At 68.1% G+C, this 17,912-nt stretch carries 25 protein-coding genes and 3 tRNA genes; 19 read left to right on the top strand and 9 right to left on the bottom strand.

The features are described from left to right. Positions 1-30: 30 nt before the first annotated feature. The 7 genes from ACZ6TV_RS12805 to ACZ6TV_RS12775 all read right to left on the bottom strand — a co-directional run bounded on the left by ACZ6TV_RS12805 (position 31) and on the right by ACZ6TV_RS12775 (position 2,882). Positions 31-459: a hypothetical protein gene (locus ACZ6TV_RS12805; RefSeq protein WP_465297283.1), complete on the bottom strand. Its 429-nt coding sequence runs from the start codon at positions 457-459 to the stop codon at positions 31-33. Between the two features lie 77 nt (positions 460-536). Continuing rightward, positions 537-686 carry a hypothetical protein gene (locus tag ACZ6TV_RS12800; RefSeq protein WP_465297282.1) on the bottom strand — a complete coding sequence of 50 codons (150 nt, stop codon included), beginning with the start codon at positions 684-686 and terminating at the stop codon, positions 537-539. 22 nt (positions 687-708) lie between these two features. Continuing rightward, positions 709-903 (bottom strand): hypothetical protein, encoded by a 195-nt coding sequence (locus ACZ6TV_RS12795; RefSeq protein WP_465297281.1) that lies wholly within the window; start codon positions 901-903, stop codon positions 709-711. Positions 904-914: 11 nt separating this feature from the next. After that, positions 915-1,340 (bottom strand): transcriptional regulator, encoded by a 426-nt coding sequence (locus ACZ6TV_RS12790; protein ID WP_465297348.1) that lies wholly within the window; start codon positions 1,338-1,340, stop codon positions 915-917. 84 nt (positions 1,341-1,424) lie between these two features. Further along, positions 1,425-2,267 (bottom strand): ABC transporter permease, encoded by an 843-nt coding sequence (locus ACZ6TV_RS12785; RefSeq protein WP_465297280.1) that lies wholly within the window; start codon positions 2,265-2,267, stop codon positions 1,425-1,427. Next, positions 2,264-2,635 (bottom strand): RRQRL motif-containing zinc-binding protein, encoded by a 372-nt coding sequence (locus ACZ6TV_RS12780; RefSeq protein ID WP_465297279.1) that lies wholly within the window; start codon positions 2,633-2,635, stop codon positions 2,264-2,266. Before ACZ6TV_RS12780 ends, ACZ6TV_RS12785 begins: the two co-directional genes overlap by 4 nt. Before the next feature lie 10 nt (positions 2,636-2,645). Beyond that, on the bottom strand, positions 2,646-2,882 hold the full coding sequence (locus ACZ6TV_RS12775; protein WP_465297278.1) for a DUF6284 family protein: 237 nt from the start codon (positions 2,880-2,882) through the stop codon (positions 2,646-2,648). Positions 2,883-3,246: 364 nt separating this feature from the next. Between ACZ6TV_RS12775 and ACZ6TV_RS12770 the strand changes: the two genes are divergently transcribed. Next, complete coding sequence (locus ACZ6TV_RS12770; RefSeq protein ID WP_465297277.1) at positions 3,247-4,011, top strand: GntR family transcriptional regulator; 765 nt, start codon at positions 3,247-3,249, stop codon at positions 4,009-4,011. Further along, positions 4,008-4,913 (top strand): GNAT family N-acetyltransferase, encoded by a 906-nt coding sequence (locus ACZ6TV_RS12765; RefSeq protein ID WP_465297276.1) that lies wholly within the window; start codon positions 4,008-4,010, stop codon positions 4,911-4,913. Before ACZ6TV_RS12770 ends, ACZ6TV_RS12765 begins: the two co-directional genes overlap by 4 nt. Positions 4,914-4,935: 22 nt before the next feature. On the opposite strand, the gene ACZ6TV_RS12760 is transcribed toward ACZ6TV_RS12765, so the two are convergent. Both ACZ6TV_RS12760 and ACZ6TV_RS12755 read right to left on the bottom strand, forming a co-directional pair. Next, on the bottom strand, positions 4,936-5,595 hold the full coding sequence (locus tag ACZ6TV_RS12760) for a hypothetical protein (RefSeq protein ID WP_465297275.1): 660 nt from the start codon (positions 5,593-5,595) through the stop codon (positions 4,936-4,938). 524 nt (positions 5,596-6,119) lie between these two features. Then, on the bottom strand, positions 6,120-6,344 hold the full coding sequence (locus tag ACZ6TV_RS12755; protein WP_465297274.1) for a hypothetical protein: 225 nt from the start codon (positions 6,342-6,344) through the stop codon (positions 6,120-6,122). Between the two features lie 347 nt (positions 6,345-6,691). On the opposite strand from ACZ6TV_RS12755, the gene ACZ6TV_RS12750 reads away from it, so the two are divergent. The 17 genes from ACZ6TV_RS12750 (at position 6,692) to rplL (ending at position 17,561) form a co-directional block, all read left to right on the top strand. Next, entirely contained in the window at positions 6,692-7,003 is a 312-nt protein-coding gene (locus tag ACZ6TV_RS12750; RefSeq protein WP_465297273.1) for a hypothetical protein, read from the top strand. Between the two features lie 159 nt (positions 7,004-7,162). Continuing rightward, a complete protein-coding gene (locus ACZ6TV_RS12745; protein WP_465297272.1) occupies positions 7,163-7,375 on the top strand; it encodes a hypothetical protein in 213 nt (70 codons plus the stop codon). Between the two features lie 51 nt (positions 7,376-7,426). Then, positions 7,427-9,961, top strand: coding sequence for a putative bifunctional diguanylate cyclase/phosphodiesterase (locus tag ACZ6TV_RS12740; protein WP_465297271.1), 2,535 nt, complete (start codon positions 7,427-7,429; stop codon positions 9,959-9,961). Between the two features lie 597 nt (positions 9,962-10,558). Continuing rightward, positions 10,559-10,631 (top strand) — tRNA-Thr (locus tag ACZ6TV_RS12735). A gap of 34 nt (positions 10,632-10,665) precedes the next feature. Next, positions 10,666-10,738 (top strand) — tRNA-Met (locus tag ACZ6TV_RS12730). A 99-nt stretch (positions 10,739-10,837) separates the two neighbouring features. Then, positions 10,838-11,005, top strand: a complete 168-nt coding sequence (gene rpmG / locus ACZ6TV_RS12725) for a 50S ribosomal protein L33 (protein ID WP_033357682.1) — start codon at positions 10,838-10,840, stop codon at positions 11,003-11,005. Between the two features lie 65 nt (positions 11,006-11,070). Next, positions 11,071-11,517: an FAS1-like dehydratase domain-containing protein gene (locus ACZ6TV_RS12720; protein WP_354776684.1), complete on the top strand. Its 447-nt coding sequence runs from the start codon at positions 11,071-11,073 to the stop codon at positions 11,515-11,517. A gap of 1 nt (position 11,518) precedes the next feature. Beyond that, the gene (locus ACZ6TV_RS12715; protein ID WP_354776682.1) at positions 11,519-11,917 is read left to right on the top strand and encodes a MaoC family dehydratase; all 399 of its coding nucleotides are present in this window, start codon (positions 11,519-11,521) and stop codon (positions 11,915-11,917) included. Between the two features lie 123 nt (positions 11,918-12,040). Then, positions 12,041-12,113 (top strand) — tRNA-Trp (locus ACZ6TV_RS12710). Between the two features lie 175 nt (positions 12,114-12,288). After that, positions 12,289-12,750: a preprotein translocase subunit SecE gene (gene secE, locus ACZ6TV_RS12705; RefSeq protein WP_465297270.1), complete on the top strand. Its 462-nt coding sequence runs from the start codon at positions 12,289-12,291 to the stop codon at positions 12,748-12,750. 114 nt (positions 12,751-12,864) lie between these two features. Next, on the top strand, positions 12,865-13,515 hold the full coding sequence (gene nusG, locus ACZ6TV_RS12700) for a transcription termination/antitermination protein NusG (RefSeq protein WP_465297347.1): 651 nt from the start codon (positions 12,865-12,867) through the stop codon (positions 13,513-13,515). A gap of 121 nt (positions 13,516-13,636) precedes the next feature. Continuing rightward, positions 13,637-14,068 carry a 50S ribosomal protein L11 gene (rplK, locus tag ACZ6TV_RS12695; protein WP_465297269.1) on the top strand — a complete coding sequence of 144 codons (432 nt, stop codon included), beginning with the start codon at positions 13,637-13,639 and terminating at the stop codon, positions 14,066-14,068. 72 nt (positions 14,069-14,140) lie between these two features. Next, complete coding sequence (gene rplA, locus ACZ6TV_RS12690) at positions 14,141-14,866, top strand: 50S ribosomal protein L1 (protein ID WP_465297268.1); 726 nt, start codon at positions 14,141-14,143, stop codon at positions 14,864-14,866. 68 nt (positions 14,867-14,934) lie between these two features. Then, positions 14,935-15,651 (top strand): ATP-binding cassette domain-containing protein, encoded by a 717-nt coding sequence (locus tag ACZ6TV_RS12685; protein WP_465297267.1) that lies wholly within the window; start codon positions 14,935-14,937, stop codon positions 15,649-15,651. Next, the gene (locus ACZ6TV_RS12680; RefSeq protein WP_465297266.1) at positions 15,648-16,337 is read left to right on the top strand and encodes a hypothetical protein; all 690 of its coding nucleotides are present in this window, start codon (positions 15,648-15,650) and stop codon (positions 16,335-16,337) included. Before ACZ6TV_RS12685 ends, ACZ6TV_RS12680 begins: the two co-directional genes overlap by 4 nt. A 235-nt stretch (positions 16,338-16,572) precedes the next feature. Further along, positions 16,573-17,139, top strand: coding sequence for a 50S ribosomal protein L10 (gene rplJ / locus ACZ6TV_RS12675; RefSeq protein WP_465297265.1), 567 nt, complete (start codon positions 16,573-16,575; stop codon positions 17,137-17,139). Between the two features lie 38 nt (positions 17,140-17,177). Beyond that, positions 17,178-17,561 (top strand): 50S ribosomal protein L7/L12, encoded by a 384-nt coding sequence (rplL, locus tag ACZ6TV_RS12670; protein WP_465297264.1) that lies wholly within the window; start codon positions 17,178-17,180, stop codon positions 17,559-17,561. Positions 17,562-17,912 lie beyond the last annotated feature (351 nt).

Here is a 17,912-nt window from a genome sequence, read left to right as displayed (position 1 = left end):
AGGTGGGCGGTGCGCTGCGGGGCGTGTAGGTCATGCCGCTTCCTTCTGTGTGGTGACGGCGTCGATCAGGGCGATGTCGGCGTGGTCCTTGGGCCGGTCGGTGCTGGTCTTGCTCTCCCGCACGGCGTGCAGCGGCGCGAACGGGATCCCGGCGTGGTGTTCGGCGGCGCTGATCAGCCGGTCGGTGTCCCAGCCGGGCAACCAGCGGTCCGCCACCTCGATCTGCAGGCGGATCGTCAGGCCGTGCCCCGAGGGGGCCGGGGTCGGCTGGCACCAGCGGGTCAAGCGGCGCCACGCCTCGCCCCGGGCGACCACGTCCAGGTCGCCGAGTTCACGGCGCAGCCCGTGGGCGAGCATCGGCCCGGACCCGAAGACCACGAAGTCGTCGGCGGGCAGGCTGAGGCCGTTGAGCATCCGCAGCAGCGGGTGACGGGAGAACATCGGCGCGGGGGATGACATGATGAGGGCTCCTCCATGTGAGGGGGCCGGTGCGCGGCCGGGGTTCCTAGGCCAGAGGGCCGCGCACCGGGCAGGAATTAAGCGGCGAGGGCAGCGAGGAACGCCATGACGCCCCGCGCGACGGTCGTCACGGCGCGGGCGGAACCGGTCGGGTCGGTGATCACGAAGTACGCGGCCAGCAGACCCAGGCAGACGCTGATCGCCTTGTTCTTCAACGATCCGGGCATGATGTCTCTCCTTTGTGGAGGGTCAGAACGGGGAGTGTGGGAGCGGGCCGCCGTCGATCAGCGCGGCGAGCGACCCGGTGAGGTGCTCGGCGATGTACTGCCGGTCGGCGCACTCGTTGTCGAGGTGCTGGTTGGCCCAGCGAGCCAGGTCGGCCAGGACCTGGTAGAGGTCGCGGACCTCGCGGTGCAGGTCGAGCAGCTCGGCGTTGTCGTCCATGTCGCCCCGCCTCAGTTCGCGATCAGCAGGGCGGCGACGAATAGCCAGCCGACGTGCCACGACTGGTCGAGGGCGTAGAGGCCGCCGCCGCGCTCCAGCCAGGCCGGGGACTTCTTGAGCGCGTCGGCCATCCGCCGCAGCGGCGCACGCCGGTCGGCGATGTGGTGCGTCACGGCCGAGACGGTGAGCCCGGCGGCGGCCCAGCCGAGCTGCAGCGCCGCACCGGTGACCGCGTGCATGACGACCAGGGCGACGACCGCGCAGAGCGTGTAGGTCGCGACGTGCGCGGCGCAGGCGAGATGCCCCCGCCACCCGGCGTCGGCCTTGTGGTCGGCCTGATGCTGCGTCTGCACCCAGTGGTCGGCGACCTGGTGAGCGGCGTACAGGGCGACGAAGACAGCGGCGAGCGTGCCGGCATCGGTCGGGGTTGCCATGATGGAGGTCTCCTGACTCCTTGTGGAGGGATGGGGACCGGTGCGCGGCCGAGCTTCCTACGGCCGTTGGCCGCGCACCGGGCGGAGCTAGTCGCGGTTGGCGTGGATCAGGTGCGCCAGCGCGGCGCCCATGCCCAGCACAGCGACGGGCAGGCAGGCAACCGCCGTGGTGATCCACCACGGCGCCGAGGTGACCCCGGCGGCGCTGAGCAGGTGGTAGGCGACCTGTCCGGCGGCGCCGAAGATCAGGGAGCCGATCGCGGACCAGCGGGCGAACCGGCGCACCGACGGGCCGTAGGCGCTGGACAGCCAGACCGCGAGGGCGTAGGCGGCGTACGTCTCGACGCCGATCGGGAGAGTGATCGCGGTGTTGATGCTGAAGTCGTCGGCGATGCCGGGCAGCGGGTGGATGACGCCGAACCCGGTGAGTTCGCCGAGGCCGACCCACCCGGACCAGATCGCGACGAACGCGGGCAGGGCGAGCACCCACACCGGCCAGGAGCGCGGCTTGCGCCGGGCGGGCGCCTTGGCAGGCGGCGCGGCCAGGAGGTCCGGGGCGGTGATGTTGGTGCCCGGGTGTCCGTCACCCGTGGCCTGCGGCAGCACCTCGGGCGCCTCGGTGATCGGCGGCACCTCTACCAGGGCGGGCGGGTCGGTGGGCTCGTCGTCGGGCTCCACCTCGGGCGCCAGGTCCGGCACGGCGTGCAGCGAGCGCGGCGTGGAGGTGTCGACCTCCCGCGTCCGCAGGCGCATCCCCTCCTCGGCGAGGGCCTCACGCACCGCGTTGGCCTTCGGGGCGCCGATCTTGAACTCCTTCATCAGGGCGTTGCGGGACGGGATGTCGCCGAGCTGGTCGGCCAGGGCGCGGGCGTCGGCCATGAGTGCCTCGATCGGGGCGGGGTAGGCGCTGGAGGCGGTTGCGGTGGTCACGAGGTCTCCTCGGGGTAGGCGCAGGTGAGGCACTCGCCGAGCGAGCGCGGGATGTAGTACGGCCGCACTTCGCGGCAGGTGGAGCAGGTCCGGCGGGCCAGCAGCGCGGCGCCGATCGCGCGGCGCTGCGCGGCGGTCGCGGGGCGGTGCGGCTTGGCGAGGTCGAGGCGGTAGAGGTAGGCGACGCGTTCGCCGCCAACGCCGCGCCACAGGATTTGGCCGGCAACCGGCTGACCGCCGGGGCGAAGGCCGCGTGCGCGGAGCTGGCGGCGGGTGGCGTAGACGTCAGGTGCGCCCTTCCACCACCAGGTGGGGATGCCGTACCGCTCGCCCTCGGGGTCGAGGTAGCAAGCGCGGGTGCGGCTCACGGCCGGGCCCTCACGCTGCCCGCAGCCGCCGCACGGCGGGGTGCGTGGCGTGCAGTTTGACCAGCTCGCGCATGACGAGCCGCTCAGCGCGGCGCATCCGCTGCCAGTCCAACGCGGTCGGTTCGGGATCGGCCAACAAGATGCGGACCTCCGCGTCGAGGACCAGCATCTCAGCCTCGATCAGCGGCATCTCAGCCTCGATCGCGGCCAGGTCGGCGGGGGACGGGTCGTCACGGTCGTTGTTCACGGTCTCTCCTGTGAGATCGGGAAGGGTCGCCCGGCCGAGATGCCCCGGCCGGGCGGAAAGCGTTGTGTGGAGCCCGTTTCAGCACGGGTGAACGTGCATGCAAGGACCAGAAGCCTTGCGCGGCAACCTTTTCCGGTATCCCGAGGGAGGCGCAGCCCAATTCAGTTCTCAACAAACCCGCACATACGGCGATCCGCAGGCGCGCAGCGACAAGCCGCCATTCCCACGAACTCCGTCTTGTTCGACATTGTCTGTACTGACTAGACAATGTGCTGCCATCGATATTGGATGCGGCCGGGCGCCGCGTCAAGGGGTTTGACCAGATCGACTAGACAATCCCTGGTCGGGGACGTAAAAAGGAGGCGTGAACACAACACGTGGCTCGTCCGTGCCCGCTTACCAGCGGATAGCGGCGGAGTTCAGAAACAAGATCGTTTCTGGAGAGTTGCGCCCCGGCGACCGGCTGCCTACCGAGCAGGAGCTAGTGCAGGCCTACTCGGTAGCTCGGCAGACCGTCCGGCAAGGGCTTGCGGTGCTGGTGACGGAAGGCCTGGTAAGCGCGCAGCGGCCCCACGGCCACTTCGTGCGGCAGCGAGAGCACATGGTGTACCGGCCGCAAGCGGAGTCCCGTCCACAGCCCGTTTCGCCCGAAATGGACCGGTACTGTCAGCAGATCTCCAGCGAGGGCCGCACGCCGTCACAGACGATCGAGGTTTCCATTGTCCCGGCGTCTTCCGAGGTGGCGAGCCGCCTTGAGGTGCCAAGGGGGGAGCTGGTCGTGGCCCGCCGTCGCGTCCGGTTCATCAACGGAGAGCCCGTCAACACGAACGATTCCCACTTCCCCTTTGACCTGGTCAAAGACACCAACATCATGTCGCCAGAGGACATCCCGCAAGGGACCAACCAGCGGCTGGCGGAACTGGGATACGCGCAGGCTAGGGCCATGGATGAGTTCTTCGTACGCATGCCTAGCCCGGAGGAGATCACGCGGCTAGACCTCGCTGCCGGCACACCGATCGCGCTGCATGTCGTGACCGGATACACGAGCGAGGGGCGGCCGGTTCGCTGCACGCTCAACGTGTTGGCCGGGGACCGTCACGTTATCGTCTACGAGCGAGCTTGGGAGTGATCAACCGCATGCACGCCTCGGGCACCTTCACCATGCGTCGAGCGAATCCGAACGACTTCCCGATCGTGATGCGGCTACTTGAGGAGAGCATCGCGTGGCTGCGCAGCAAGGGCCTGGACCAGTGGTCGACGTGGCCCAAGTGGCAGGAGAAGATGGCGCCGTCACTCGCGCACGGGGATGTCTGGCTGCTGTGCAACGGCCAAGATCTGATCGGCACGGTCACCGTCGAGCTGCACGGAGATCCCGACTTCTGGACCGACGACGAACTTGCCGAGCCTGCCGCGTACGTCTCCAAGCTCGCGATCCGACGAGACCAGGCAGGTCATGAGCTTGGCGCGGGGATGCTGGCGTGGGCCGGTGACCACGCATGGCGTCATGGCTGCCGGTGGCTCAGGCTTGACGCCTGGAAGACCAATGACGCGTTGCACGCGTACTACCGCGCCCGGGGGTGGACCCATCTACGCACCGTGGCGAACGCAGAGCGCTTCTCTGGCGCCCTGTTCCAGGTCTTAGCCCATGCCGACGCATCACCGCGCCGGCTTCAGGAGGCCACCACCATGAAAGAGCTTCCGACGATCCCCGCCAGTAGCGGCATTGAAGGTGTGAACGAGTCCGGCAGCTACGTCCCGCACCACATGCACCAGGCCGTGGGTCTCACCGTGGACTACAAAGCGCTGCCTGCCGTTCGGCCCGCGCTCTTCGTGAGCGGCTACCGCTATCGTGTGCGCGAGATCGATGGTGCCTGGTCATTCGAGTACGACGGCTATCCGGGAAGGCTTTGGGTCAACGAGGGCCACATCGTCGACGCCGGGGGTATGTCGCTGGTGGGTGGCACAGAGTACGTGTTCACGCACCGTGATGGTGAGCCATGCGGAATCGAGATTGCCGAGGTGAGGCGGTAGCAGGGTGACCGCTTGAAGATCCTCAGCACTTGGAGTAGCCGGTATACGTCCCGTCCGGTCGCTGCGTGCCACACCACGTGGGGATCTCCACCTCGGTCAGTCGCCAGCCGTCCCGTTGTCGCACCGCCTTGGCCTGCCACGGCAGCGTGCTGTTGTACCAGACGTCCTGAACGTCGCTGGGGTGACCGCCGACCATGAACCAGAGGGTCATCTCGGCCCGGTCGTCCTGCCAGTCGACGTCGTACGCCTCCTGCCCCGCTGGTGCCCATCCCGTCTTGACCTCGCCCCACGTCCAGTCCGGATGCCGGCCGATGTCGCGCTCCCTGTCCGCTAGGAAGTCAGCGCGCGCCTTGAGCATGTCCTGGGCCTTCTTGCCCGTCACCATCCGCGAGGCCAGCATCTCGCCGTTCTTGCCAGGTTCGTTGAACGACATCTGGTAGCGGACCAACGCCTCACCAGGAGTCGAGGCGCCCTGGCCCGCCTCGATCGTGCCGCGCACGAGCGGCAGAACGAGCATGGCGACAACCACGGCGATCGGCACGGCCAGGCACAGGGCGATGCCTGCGGCGATCCCGCCGACCAGCCACGGCCACCGCTTGCGCGGCTTCGGTGGCGGCAGAGCGTCGACCGGCTCGGCGATGACCTCGCCCTCAATGATCGCGTTTCGTGTCTGCCCCGTCACAAGATCGACGCTACATGATCTTCATATGGGGTCGCTATGGTCGGGAACACAGGCTCTAGCTTGGTGTCCCTCCTGTCCCCCGAGTCCCCCGATATCGTTTGACCTGCGGTTTTGCAACATCAACCCAGGGACACTCCTGTGATTAGGTGTCCCCGGCGGGGCAGGTTAAGAGCGGCTGGAACAAAGGGGGGCGGCTCGGGACCACGCTGGCGCCCCCCTTTGTTCCAGCCGCTCTTAGTACGACACCTCCCGTGGCATGATCAACAGTCGTACGGAGTATGCGCGGAGAAACTCGCAGCGGATGGCTGGTCCGCCGCAGGTCAAGGCCAGTTGCGCGCCCGAGCTGTAAATCCGTCGCGAAAGCTACAGAGGTTCGAATCCTCTACCCGCCACCGGCAGTGCAGAGAGGGCCGTTACCAGGGGAAACCCGGTAGCGGCCCTCTCTCGTCGGTCCCGCTCGGTCTCATCCGGGGCCAGCCGAAACTCACCCGCCCCGGCAAACGCGCGGCAAAGTTCCGCGCCGCTCAGCTCGCACTCGGTGGGTCGGCCTCGTCCGCGTCGCCCTGGTCCTCGTTCTCAGCCGCCTTAGTGGTGCGATCCATTGCCGGAGTGGCAGCGATGCTCAAGATGTCCGACCACAACAGTTGGATCCGCTCGACCTCGCCGGTCGTGGCTGAGCGGATCGGGATTTCATCGCCAGCCGCCGTGCGTCTGGCGATGTACGAGTACAGCGACACGGCGCGGTTCACGACATCGTCCTGATGTATCAGCTTGGCGGGGCCGCTGCTGCGGTCGCTGCCGCGGCGAGGGTGCAGCGACCGAAGGTCGGCATGCTGGTTACCGCAGGTAGAGGTTGATCGATCGCACGGCAGATACTCCGTCGCGAAAGTTGCAGAGGTTCGGATCCTTTGCCCGCCACAGGCAGTTAAGAGAGGGCTGGTCTTGCCCGTCGCGGCAGATGCGGGGCGAAGTCTCCGCCATGATTGGCCGCGCCCGGCGGTTCGGCTCCTCGAGGTCGCCATATATAGGCAAACTACGGGTTGAGACCCGTCCCCAAGGACCCGAAATTGTCGTACACCCGTTCTAAGATGGAACCATGAACGAGCGGCAGTGGTGGAACGGGCGGTGGTCCCGGCTCGTGCGACGGGACGTCTTCGTGCGCAACGCGGCCAACGGCCGGTGGCAGGTGGAGCTCCGCCGCGGCGGGCCCGAGGGGCGGCAGCGAGTGCGGGCCTTCGATTCCGAGCGCGACGCGGTCGGCTGGGTCGAGTCCATGGTCCTCGAGCCCGAGACGGGCTGGCGTGAGATCGGCGACGCGGCGGTCCCGTCCGTCAGGAAGCGGAAGATGGAGAAGCCTGACTCCAAGAGGCGCGGAAAAGTTGCTTCGGATCTTGATTGGGCAAGCTGATATGGCCGGACCGCCACTCCTGGAATCGGCCGAAAGGTCGATTCTTCCGGGCGGGCGCGTCATCCTGGCCGTCGCACTGTCGTTTGAGGTGTTGGCTGTGGCAGGATCGTGGGTATCCATACAGGGCCTGAGGTCACTGAGATCGCATAGGAGCTACACATGCGTGAGACGACGCTTGGTCGATGGATGGTGCGATTGGCGGTGACGGTCGGCATGGGCGTGGTCGCCTTAGGCGTGTCAGCGACCGTTGCGCACGCAGACGAGGTTGCCACCAGTGCAGCATCGGTTCGTTTGACCGGTTTTGCGCAGAATCTGCAGCCGAGCGTGAACGGTCCGCAGTTGTTCGCCACTGAGGGCTTCGACTGGAGCTAGGCCCGGGCTTTCACGCCCGCGAGGCTCCTTGCCCGAACGATTGGGGAGCGGGTGCCAGCGCCAAAAGTTCCAGTCAGCCGCTCTGACGCGCACTCGTGGCTGATCACCGGCCCGCTCCTCCTCCTCGGCGCGCTGCTGTCGCTGCCGATCCTGCTTTCCGATAAGCCGCAACCGATCGACCATAAGTTCGGCTATGCGCTGGGTCTGCTGGCCCTGGCCGCCCTGGCGACACCCCTGGCGCTGCGGTTCGACATCCGGCGCCAGGCGTTCACGACGCGGATGGACGACATCCCGGTCGTTCTCGCGCTGTTCTATCTCTCGCCCTGGCTTGCCATCTTCGTGCGGGTCGGCGCCGGCCTGATCTGGAATGTCGCCGGCGTCCGGCTCGGACCGCACAAGCTGGCCTTCAACACGGCCAGCCACTTCGCGAGCATCGCCACCGCCAATCTCATCGTCTTCCAATTCGGGCTCGGCAAGGCCGAGTCGCCGGTCACCTGGCTCGTGCTTGCCGCGGCGGTCTTCGCGGGCAACGTGGTCGCTGTGACAGCGATCGCCGGCGTGATGGTGCTGCTGCAGGGCGTCAATCAGCTGGCGCACTTCCTGAAGTCGTCGCTGATCGGGTTCGCCGTCATCGGCGTCAACATCGTGCTCGGCCTGCTGATGTTGCTGACGCTGGAGGCCAGCCGATGGGGCGGCCTGCTGCTCGTCGCCCTGGCCATCGTGCTCGGCGTCCTCTACCGGTCCTACTCCCAGTTCTTCCGTCAGCACCGCAGCCTGACCGAGATGTACGCGCTGACCCGGGACATCGCGGCGACCAACCACGACGGCACGCTGCCCGACGTCCTACTGGGACGGGTGCGAGCCCTGGTCGCCGCCGACTCGGCCACGCTGTGGTTGCCCGAGCACGGCCGTCACCACGAGGTGCTGTTGTCCGCGCGGCTGGACTATCCGGGTCTGCTCGACAGCGCCACGACGCCAGACCTGTTCCGGCAGCTGGCGATGCGCTCCGGCAAGACTGTCGTCGCCGGGCCGAAGGCGGGCCCGCCGGAGCTTCAGTCCGCGCTGCAGGAGGCTCGCGTCAAGGACGTCATCGTCGTGCCGCTGCGCTCAAGCGGCATCGCGATCGGCACGTTGGAGGTCGCCGGCCGGCTCGGCGAGAACGTCGCCTTCGGCAAGGACGAGGCCCAGCTGCTCGAAACGCTGTCGGTGCAGGTCAGTGCCGCGGTGGAGAACAGCCGCCTGGTCGACCGGCTCCAGTTCGACGCCAACCACGACGCGCTCACCGGCCTTGCCAACCGGCGGCGGATGCTCGGGGCGCTCGGCGAGGCGATGACCGGCCGCGGCCCGCGCGAGGTCGTCGCGGTGCTGCTGTTCGACGTGGTCGCGCTCCGGGATGTCAACGACTCGCTCGGCCACGACGCCGGCGACGAGGTGCTCGTCCAGGTCGCCCGCCGGCTGCGCGACCTGGCGCCGCAGGGCGCGCTGGTGGCCCGGGTCGGCGGCGACGAGTTCGCCGTCGAGCTGCGCACCGCGAGCGCCGACGCCGCCGTCACGGTCGCCGACACCCTGCGCGCCGGCCTGCGCGACCGCATGGTCATCGACACGCTCACCGTCGACGTCGACACCAACGTCGGCGTCTCGATCTACCCAGACCACGGCTCGGAGCCCGAGGCACTGCTCCAACGGGCCATCGTGGCCACCTACGTGGCGAAGTCGCGGGGGATCGTCCAGCTGTTCAACGCGGGCCTGCAGTCCCGGTCCGTGCGGCGTGTGGGCCTCGCCGGCGATCTCGAGGCCGCGCTCAACACCGGCGAGCTCGAGGTCTACTTCCAGCCCAAGGTCGCCCTCAAGGACCGCCGGCTCGTCGGCGTCGAGTGCCTGGCCCGCTGGGAGCATCCGGTGCACGGCCTGGTCGCCCCGCCCGACTTCGTCTCCGTCGCCGAGCACACCGGCCAACTCTCCCGGCTCAACGGCGTCGTCCTCCGCGAAGGCATCCGGCGGGCCCGCGAGTGGTCCGACGCCGGCCGTTCGCTCACCGTCGCGGTCAACATCTCGGTCCGCACCCTCAACGACGCGGACTTCCCACTCCAGGTGTCGGAGCTGTTGGACGAGCACGGCGTTCCCGCCGACCGGATCATCCTGGAGCTGTCGGAGGAGGAGCTGCTCGCCAGCGGCCGCGGCATCCCCACCCTGAAGCGCCTCCGTGACCTCGGCATCCGGCTCTCCGTCGACGACTTCGGCGCCGGCCGCTCGTCGTTCGCCGACCTCAGCCGACTGCCCGTCCAAGAAGTCAAGATCGACCGTACTTTTGTCCAGGGCATGGCCACCGCCCCCAGCGACCTGGCGATCGTGCGCACCATCGTCGACATGGCCGGCCACTTCGGCTTGGCCGTGGTCGCCGAGGGCGTTGAGAGCGAACTCACACTCGGCCTGCTCGAAGGCATGCACTGCGACATGGGCCAGGGTTTCCTGTTCAGCCGCGCGCTGCCCTACGAACGCTTCGAGTCCTGGCTCCAGATCCAGGCCGACGCCGACCCCACCGTCGCCCCGGCCGGTGAGGTCCGCTGGCTGCGCGCCGTGCCGTAAGGCCGACCCGGTAGCAGATCCTTCATGGCTCCGGTCCGCGGTGGCGGAGGTCCGTTGCTCCCGTCAGCCGCCGGTCAGGCCCTTGGGGGCCTTCCCTCTCCCGCCACCTGCAGTGACCCACGCTTTTGAGCCGGAAGAGATGTTGTCGCCAGGGTGACCATCAGTCTTCCGGATCACGAGCCGCGGCAACGGGCTTGTCAGCCTCGCCCGAACACGGCTCGGACGGTGACCACAAGACGTCCAAGGCGTGCTTTGCCCCGCAGAGTCGATCTGACGCCGCTGAGGCGCCGGCCGCGGCCCCGCCGGCATCGGGTCTCGAATACGGCCGGATCTGAAGGCCCTGAGCCGGCGTTCTGGGCCCGCCGTGGGTCTCCGGCCGGCAGCAGATGCCCATGAAACAGCACCGCCTGATCAACGGCCCGGAGCCGGCATCCGATCAAGACGGCGGTGGGGAAGGACGGCGAGCGGACCGGCGCCAGAGGCCCGCCGGAAGCAGGCTCGCGAGCTGCGGAAACACCACTTCCGGGAAGTCGATTTCGTGCCACGGGAAGCACCGTGTACGCTTAGCGAGCGCATGTGCCGGATGGCACGGGTTGCGCCCCCTTAGCTCAGTCGGCAGAGCGTCTCCATGGTAAGGAGAAGGTCTACGGTTCGATTCCGTAAGGGGGCTCGAGAGACCGGGCTTGAGTCATCGAGTCCGCCGCGGCGGTGTAGCTCAGATGGTAGAGCAAGCGGCTCATAATCGCTGTGTCGCCGGTTCAAGTCCGGCCACCGCTACAGACGCACCACAGAGGTCGCCGATTCGGCGACCGCCAGTGTGAGCCGCTATGCTCGTTCGCTGGACCTGAACCCCGCTCTGAAGGAAGGCACTTCGCCATGGCCAAGGCGACCGACGTTCGTCCGAAGATCACGCTGGCGTGCACGGAGTGCAAAGAGCGGAACTACATCACCAAGAAGAACCGCCGCAACGACCCGGACCGCATCGAGCTGAAGAAGTTCTGCCCCCGGGACGGCAAGCACACCGTGCACCGCGAGACGCGATAACCAGCTTTAGACGAAGCCCCGGCCCACGGCCGGGGCTTTTTCGCGTCAGCGGTAAGTTGCACACCATGCCGTTGGATCAGTCGTTCATGGGTCGGGTGTATCCGCCGACCCCGCCGTATGAGGTCGCCCGGGAAAAGATCCGGGAGTTCGCCGACGCGGTCAGCGCCAGCGACCCGGTGCACCGGGATCTCGCCGAGGCGCGCGCCAAGGGCTACAAGGACGTGATCGCTCCGCCCACGTTCGCGATCATCCTGAGTCAGAACGCCGGGCAGCAGCTGGTCGAGGACCAGTCGTTCGGGCTGGACTACAGCCGGGTGGTGCACGGCGGGCAGACGTTCCGCTATGAGCGGCCGATCGTCGCCGGCGACCATCTGGTGACGGTGATGGCGGTGGAGGAGATCAGCAGCCGTGCCGGGCACGGGTTCCTGACGACGCGGCATGAGGTGTCGACCGTCGAGGGTGAGCTCGTCGTGACGATCTGGACCCGTCTCGTGGTCCGTGGGGAGGGCTGAGATGGAAGCTGGCACCGTTTTCCCGCCGCAGACGTTCCAGGTGACCCGCGCCGATCTGGTGCGCTATGCGGGCGCCTCCGGGGACTTCAACCCGATCCACTGGAGCGACCGGGTGGCGACCTCGGTCGGTCTGCCGGGTGTCATCGCGCACGGCATGCTGACGATGGCCCTGGCGGGTCAGGCGGTGGCGTGCTGGGTGGGTGGCACCGCCGCGATCGTCGAATACTCCACCAGGTTCGCCAACCCGGTGGTGGTGCCCGACGACGACAAAGGCACCGAGATCGTGGTGAGCGGCGTCGTGAAGCGGGTAGGCGAGGACGGTGTCACGCAGATCGACATCACCGCCACGTGTAACGGCGACAAGATTCTCGGCGCCGCGAAAGCCCTGGTCAGAGCCTAGAAGGCGACCCGGTGGAGGGGGGTGGTTGGGATATCCCACCCGAACCCGTACACTGGTCGCCCGTGGGGTGAGCAACCTCTCGACGTCCGCAATCGGGGGCGTTTGGAGGCGCGATCACCACGAAGGGGTGTGGCGCAATTGGCAGCGCAGCGGTCTCCAAAACCGCAGGTTGCAGGTTCAAGTCCTGTCGCCCCTGCGCCGAAGGCCTGACCTGGGTCTGGGGTGCCCGATCCGCCGATCGGGTCGCGACCTCCAGCGGTCACGGGTTGGTCCCGCCGAGTGCCGCCGGCTCATCGCCGGTGGCCTGGTTGGGCGGATCCGCGGGCCACTCATCGGACCGAGCACTCGCGAGATCACGGAAGAGGGCGAAAGTGGCCGAACGCAGGCGACGCGGGACCGACCCCGCCGACGATCGCCGTGACGAGGAGCTCAGCGCCGAGGACGCGGCCATTGAGGAGGAGTTCGCCGACGAGCTCGATGAGCTCGACGACGACGACCTCGAGACGGACGCCGATGACGAGGACGCCGACGGCAAGCCGGTCCTGACGAAGTCCAAGGACGCGAAGTCGAAGTCCAAGGACGTCAAAGAGTCGGACAAGAAGAAGACCAAGGTCAAAGAGGGCGGTTCGAACAACATCTTCGCGCGGCTCATCAACTTCGTCCGCGAGGTTGTCGCCGAACTGCGTAAGGTGATCTGGCCGACCCGCAAGGAGCTGACCACTTACACGGTCGTCGTCGTCGTGTTCGTGATCGTGATGCTGACGATCGTGGGCGGACTCGACTACCTGTTCGCCAAGGGCGTCCTCTGGGCCTTCGGAAACAAAACGGAGTAGTCCCCAAGCGGGCCGGCCGCAGACGCGAAGACTTGACAGACGGAAGTGAGCAGCGTGCAGGAATTCGACGAGACCGCCGGGACCGACGACGAGCAGCAGGAGACGTCGACGGTGATGACGGCTGCCACGCCGAGCACGGCCCCCGAGCCGGCGGCGACGGCGACCGACGCCGAGGACCCCGTCGCCGAGCTGCGTGCCGCCCTGCGCTTCGCGCCCGGTGACTGGTATGTGGTGCACTCCTACGCCGGTTACGAGAACAAGGTCAAGACGAATCTCGAGACCCGTATCACGAGCCTCGACATGGAAGAGTTCATCTACCAGGTCGAGGTCCCGACTCGTGAAGAGGTCGAGATCAAGAACGGCAAGCGCACGCAGGTGCAGAACAAGGTCTTCCCCGGCTACATCCTCGTCCGGATGGAGCTGACGGCGGAGTCCTACTCCTGCGTCCGCAACACGCCTGGTGTGACCGGCTTCGTCGGGGCGACCGACCGGGCGGACCGCCCGGCGCCGCTGTCGCTCGACGAGGTGCTCAAGTGGCTCGCCCCGGTCGTGCAGCAGGAGGGCAAGAAGGCCGGCAAGCCCGAGGTCAAGGTCCTCGACTTCGAGGTCGGCGACTCGGTCACGGTCACTGACGGCGCCTTCGCCTCGCTGCAGGCGACGATCAGCGAGATCAACGCCGATCAGCAGAAGCTCAAGGTCCTGGTCTCGATCTTCGGCCGGGAGACGCCGGTCGAGCTCAACTTCAACCAGGTCACGAAGATCTAATTCGCCTGCGGTACGCTTGAGCGTCCGGCCAAGTGCCGGGCGCTCAGTCGTGCGTAGGGGCGGTCGAAGAACCGCTGCCAACAAAGGCACGAAACTCCAGCCCAGGAAGACGAAAGCAGCCATGCCTCCGAAGAAGAAGCTCGTCAAGACCTTCACGCTTCAGTTGCCGGGCGGCCAGGCCACTCCGGCGCCGCCGGTCGGCCCCGCGCTCGGTCAGCACGGTGTGAACATCATGGAGTTCGTCAAGGCGTACAACGCCCAGACGGAGTCCCAGCGCGGCGACATCATCCCCGCGCAGATCAGCGTCTACGAGGACCGGACGTTCACGTTCATCCTCAAGACCCCGCCCGCCGCCCGCCTGCTGCTCAAGGCCGCCGGCGTGCCGAAGGGTTCCGGCGTGCCGCAGAAGGACAAGGTGGGCTCGATCACCAAGGCCCAGCTGCGCGAGGTCGCCGAGAAGAAGATGTCGGACCTCAACGCCAACGACATCGAGCAGGCGGAGAAGATCATCGCCGGCACCGCCCGCTCCATGGGCATCATCGTCAAGGACTGACAAACCCCGATCACCACGTGGGAGGGCGTCCGAAGCGAGACGCCCGCACGATCACCACAGGAGTAAAGCGACATGTCGCAGCACGGCAAGAACTACCGCAAGGTCTCGGACCTTGTCGACCGCAACGCGTTGTACAGCCCCATCGCCGCCGTGAAGCTGGCGAAGCAGACCACGACGGTCAAGTTCGACCCCACCGTCGAGGTGGCCATGCGGCTGGGCGTCGACCCCCGCAAGGCCGACCAGATGGTCCGTGGCACGGTCAACCTGCCGCACGGCACCGGTAAGACCGCCCGCGTCATCGTCTTCGCGCAGGGTCCGAAGGCCGCCGAGGCCGAGGCCGCCGGCGCCGACGCGGTGGGCACCGACGAGCTCGTCGCCCGGATCCAGGAAGGCTGGCTGGACTTCGACGCGGCGATCGCCACCCCCGACCAGATGGCCAAGATCGGCCGGATCGCGCGGATCCTGGGCCCGCGCGGCCTGATGCCGAACCCGAAGACGGGCACGGTCACGATGGACGTCACCAAGGCGGTCAACGAGATCAAGGGCGGCAAGATCACCTACCGGGTGGACAAGCACTCCAACCTGCACCTGATCATCGGCAAGGCGAGCTTCTCCGAGCAGCAGCTGGTGGAGAACTACGCGGCGGTCCTCGACGAGGTCAACCGGGCCAAGCCGAGCGCCGCCAAGGGCAAGTACCTGAAGAAGATCTTCATCACCACCACCATGGGCCCCGGCATCCCGGTCGACCCGAACCGCACGCGCAACCTCCTCGAGGACGACGCCACTTCGGAGGCGTAAGCAGGCACGACCGAAGGCGGGCACCCGATGGTGCCCGCCTTCGTCTATGTGAGGCTATGTTCGGAGGCGTGCGCCTGCAGGACGTCTGGTTCCGCTACACCCGCAAGGCCCCGTGGACGCTGAGCCACGTCGACCTGGAGCTCGGCCCCGGCGAGACCGCCGTCGTGCTCGGCCCCAACGGCACCGGCAAATCGACCCTCCTTCAGCTCGCCGCCGGCGTCCTGCGGCCCGTCAGAGGCGCGGTGACGGCCCGTCCGGCCGTCGTGGGCTGGGTCCCGGAGCGCTTCCCCGCCGACCAGCCGTTCACCGCCCGGGCCTATCTGACCCGCATGGCCGCGGTCCGGAAGGCCCCCGCCGAGACGATCGACGAATGGGCCGACCGCCTCGATTTCGCGGGGTTTCTCGATGTACGCCTGAGCCGCCTCTCCAAGGGCTCCGCCCAGAAGGTGGGCCTCGTGCAGGCGCTGCTGGAGCCACCAGGACTGCTCGTGCTCGACGAGCCGTGGGAAGGCCTGGACGCCAGGACCCGTGAGCAGGTGCCCGCGATCGTCGCCGGCGTCGTGGCCCGCGGCGGCTCGGTCCTCATCAGTGACCACCTCGGCGAGGTCTCCCGGCTGCCCGGCGCCCGCCGCTGGCACGTCCGCGACGGCCGGGTGAGCGAGGGGGAGCGCCCCGCCGGCAGGCACATCATCGAGCTCGCGGTCACCGCGGCGCACGCGGACCGCGCGGTGGCGCGGCTGCGCGCCGACGGGTTCGACGTCCTCGGCGTGCGGGAGGAGCGGTGACCGCCCTGGTGGGGATGCGGCTCGCGGGCTTCGTCCAGACGGGCCGGGCCGCCGCGCCCCTGCTGGCCGCGCTGGTCGTGCTCTCCGTCCTGTACGGCGGGGGGAAGTCCCAGGCGGGCGAGGCCTACGGGGTGTCCGCGGCCGTGCTGTTCGCGGTCCTGGCCTGGCAGACGAAGCTTCTCCTCGACGTGGAGCCCGACGTGCAGCGGCGGATCGGCCGGGTCGCGGTCGGCGCCGCCCGGGAGGCCGCCGCGGGCGTCGTAGCGGCGCTGCTCGCCGGCCTGCCGGTGATCCTGGTCGCGATGGTCCTGCCGTGGGTCGTCGGCGGCGTCACCGGCCCCGAGAAGCCCGGCGACCCGCCCCTGCCGGAGGGGCTCGCGCTCGGCCTGTGGGCGCACCTGCTGCTGCTCCTGCCCGCGGTCGCCCTCGGCGCCCTCGCCAGCCGGGCGGTGTCCGGTCAGGCGGCCCGCGGTCTGGCGATCCTCGTCGGCGGTGTGGTCATGGCGATCGTCCTGGGCCTGAAGAGCTCGCCCGCCCCGTGGCTGGCCCCGCCGCTGATGACCACGGCCCGCGACACGGTCGGCGGCGCCGACCTGGCCCACGTGGCGGTCACCACCGGATGGGGCGTCCTGTGGGCGGTGGCGGCCGTCGTCGCGTACGCCCGTCTGCGCCGCGACCGGCCGTGATTTGGTCGATTCGAACCCGTGACGTAGAGTTCGATCCGAAACCCGAAGACCGCTGGTCATATCCGCGTGAGCGGATGTCGAAGGTCCTGCGTCAACGCAGGCGACCCGCGCAGGGCCGGACAAGCGCTGCCGACTGATGTCGCTCCGCCCCGTGCGCCCCTGCGCCGGGGCGTTTTTCGTTGCCGCGGGCGGGCCCGAGAGCGTGGCCAGCACCGTAGCAAGAGAGAGGAGGGACATGGCGGACAAGCCGGTTCGAGACGACAAGGCCACCGCGGTTGCGGAGCTCACCGAGAGCTTCCGTGGCTCGACGGCCACCGTGCTGACCGAGTACCGCGGCCTGACCGTGGCGCAGCTCAAGACCCTGCGTCGCAGCCTGGGCCGCGAGACCACGTACGCCGTCGCGAAGAACACGCTCGCGAAGCGTGCCGCGACGGACGCGGGCATCAGCGGGCTCGACGATTTGTTCTCCGGTCCTACCGCGCTCGCTTTCGTCTCCGGCGACCCTGTCGAGGCGGCGAAGAGCCTCCGCGAGTTCGCGAAGGCGCACCCGCTGCTCGTCATCAAGGGCGGCGTGTTCGAGGGCAAGGCCATCAGCGCGGACGAGGTCCGTCGCCTGGCCGACCTGGAGTCGCGTGAGGTGCTGCTGGCCAAGCTGGCCGGCGCCATGAAGGGCAGCATGTCCAAGGCCGCGTCGCTGTTCCAGGCGCCGCTGTCGAAGGCCGCCCGCACCGTCCAGGCCCTTGCCGACAAGCGCGCAGAGGGATCCAGCAGCGCAGAGGAATCCGGTAGCGCGGCCGAATAGGCCCTGCTCCACATCACTTTTTCGAAAGGAACGCCACCATGGCGAAGCTGAGCACTGCCGAACTCCTCGACGCGTTCAAGGAGATGACCCTGATCGAGCTCTCCGAGTTCGTGAAGGAGTTCGAGACCACGTTCGACGTCACCGCTGCCGCTCCGGTGATGATGGGCGGTGGCGGCGGCGCCGCTGCTCCCGTCGAGGAGAAGGAGGAGCAGTCGGAGTTCGACGTCGTCCTCGAGGGTGACGGTGGCAAGAAGATCCAGGTCATCAAGGTCGTGCGTGAGCTCACCGGCCTGGGCCTGAAGGAGGCGAAGGACCTCGTCGAGGCCGCGCCGAAGGCCGTCCTCGAGAAGGCCAACAAGGAGACCGCGGACAAGGCCAAGGCCAAGCTCGAGGCCGAGGGCGCCAAGGTTACCCTCAAGTAACTTGCAGTTCAGCGGGGCGGTCGCCGGGAATCCGGTGGCCGCCCCGTTCTGTGTAAGGACCCAAGATCTAGGGGTGGCCACCACAACACCTTGTGATCGGAGTGCGAGATATCCGTCACGGTGGCCCGACGCGCGTGGGAACCCTTGACGCGATGACCAGGTGGCAGGCACGCTAATCAGGCATCGCCTTTCCGCGGACGCGGCGGCCGGTGGCCCGACAGATGTGCCCCGATCCTTCTTGGGTCCGGTTCAGCGCACATCGACCGGTGAGCCCCAGGCCTCGACCGACGCGAGCGGCTCGGCCGGTGGAACAACGATCTTCAAAAAAGATCGTTGAAACATCGTGCACGG

It is taken from the genome of Dactylosporangium sp. NPDC051087 (assembly GCF_055586325.1).
This window is presented reverse-complemented; position numbering and strand designations above follow the sequence as displayed.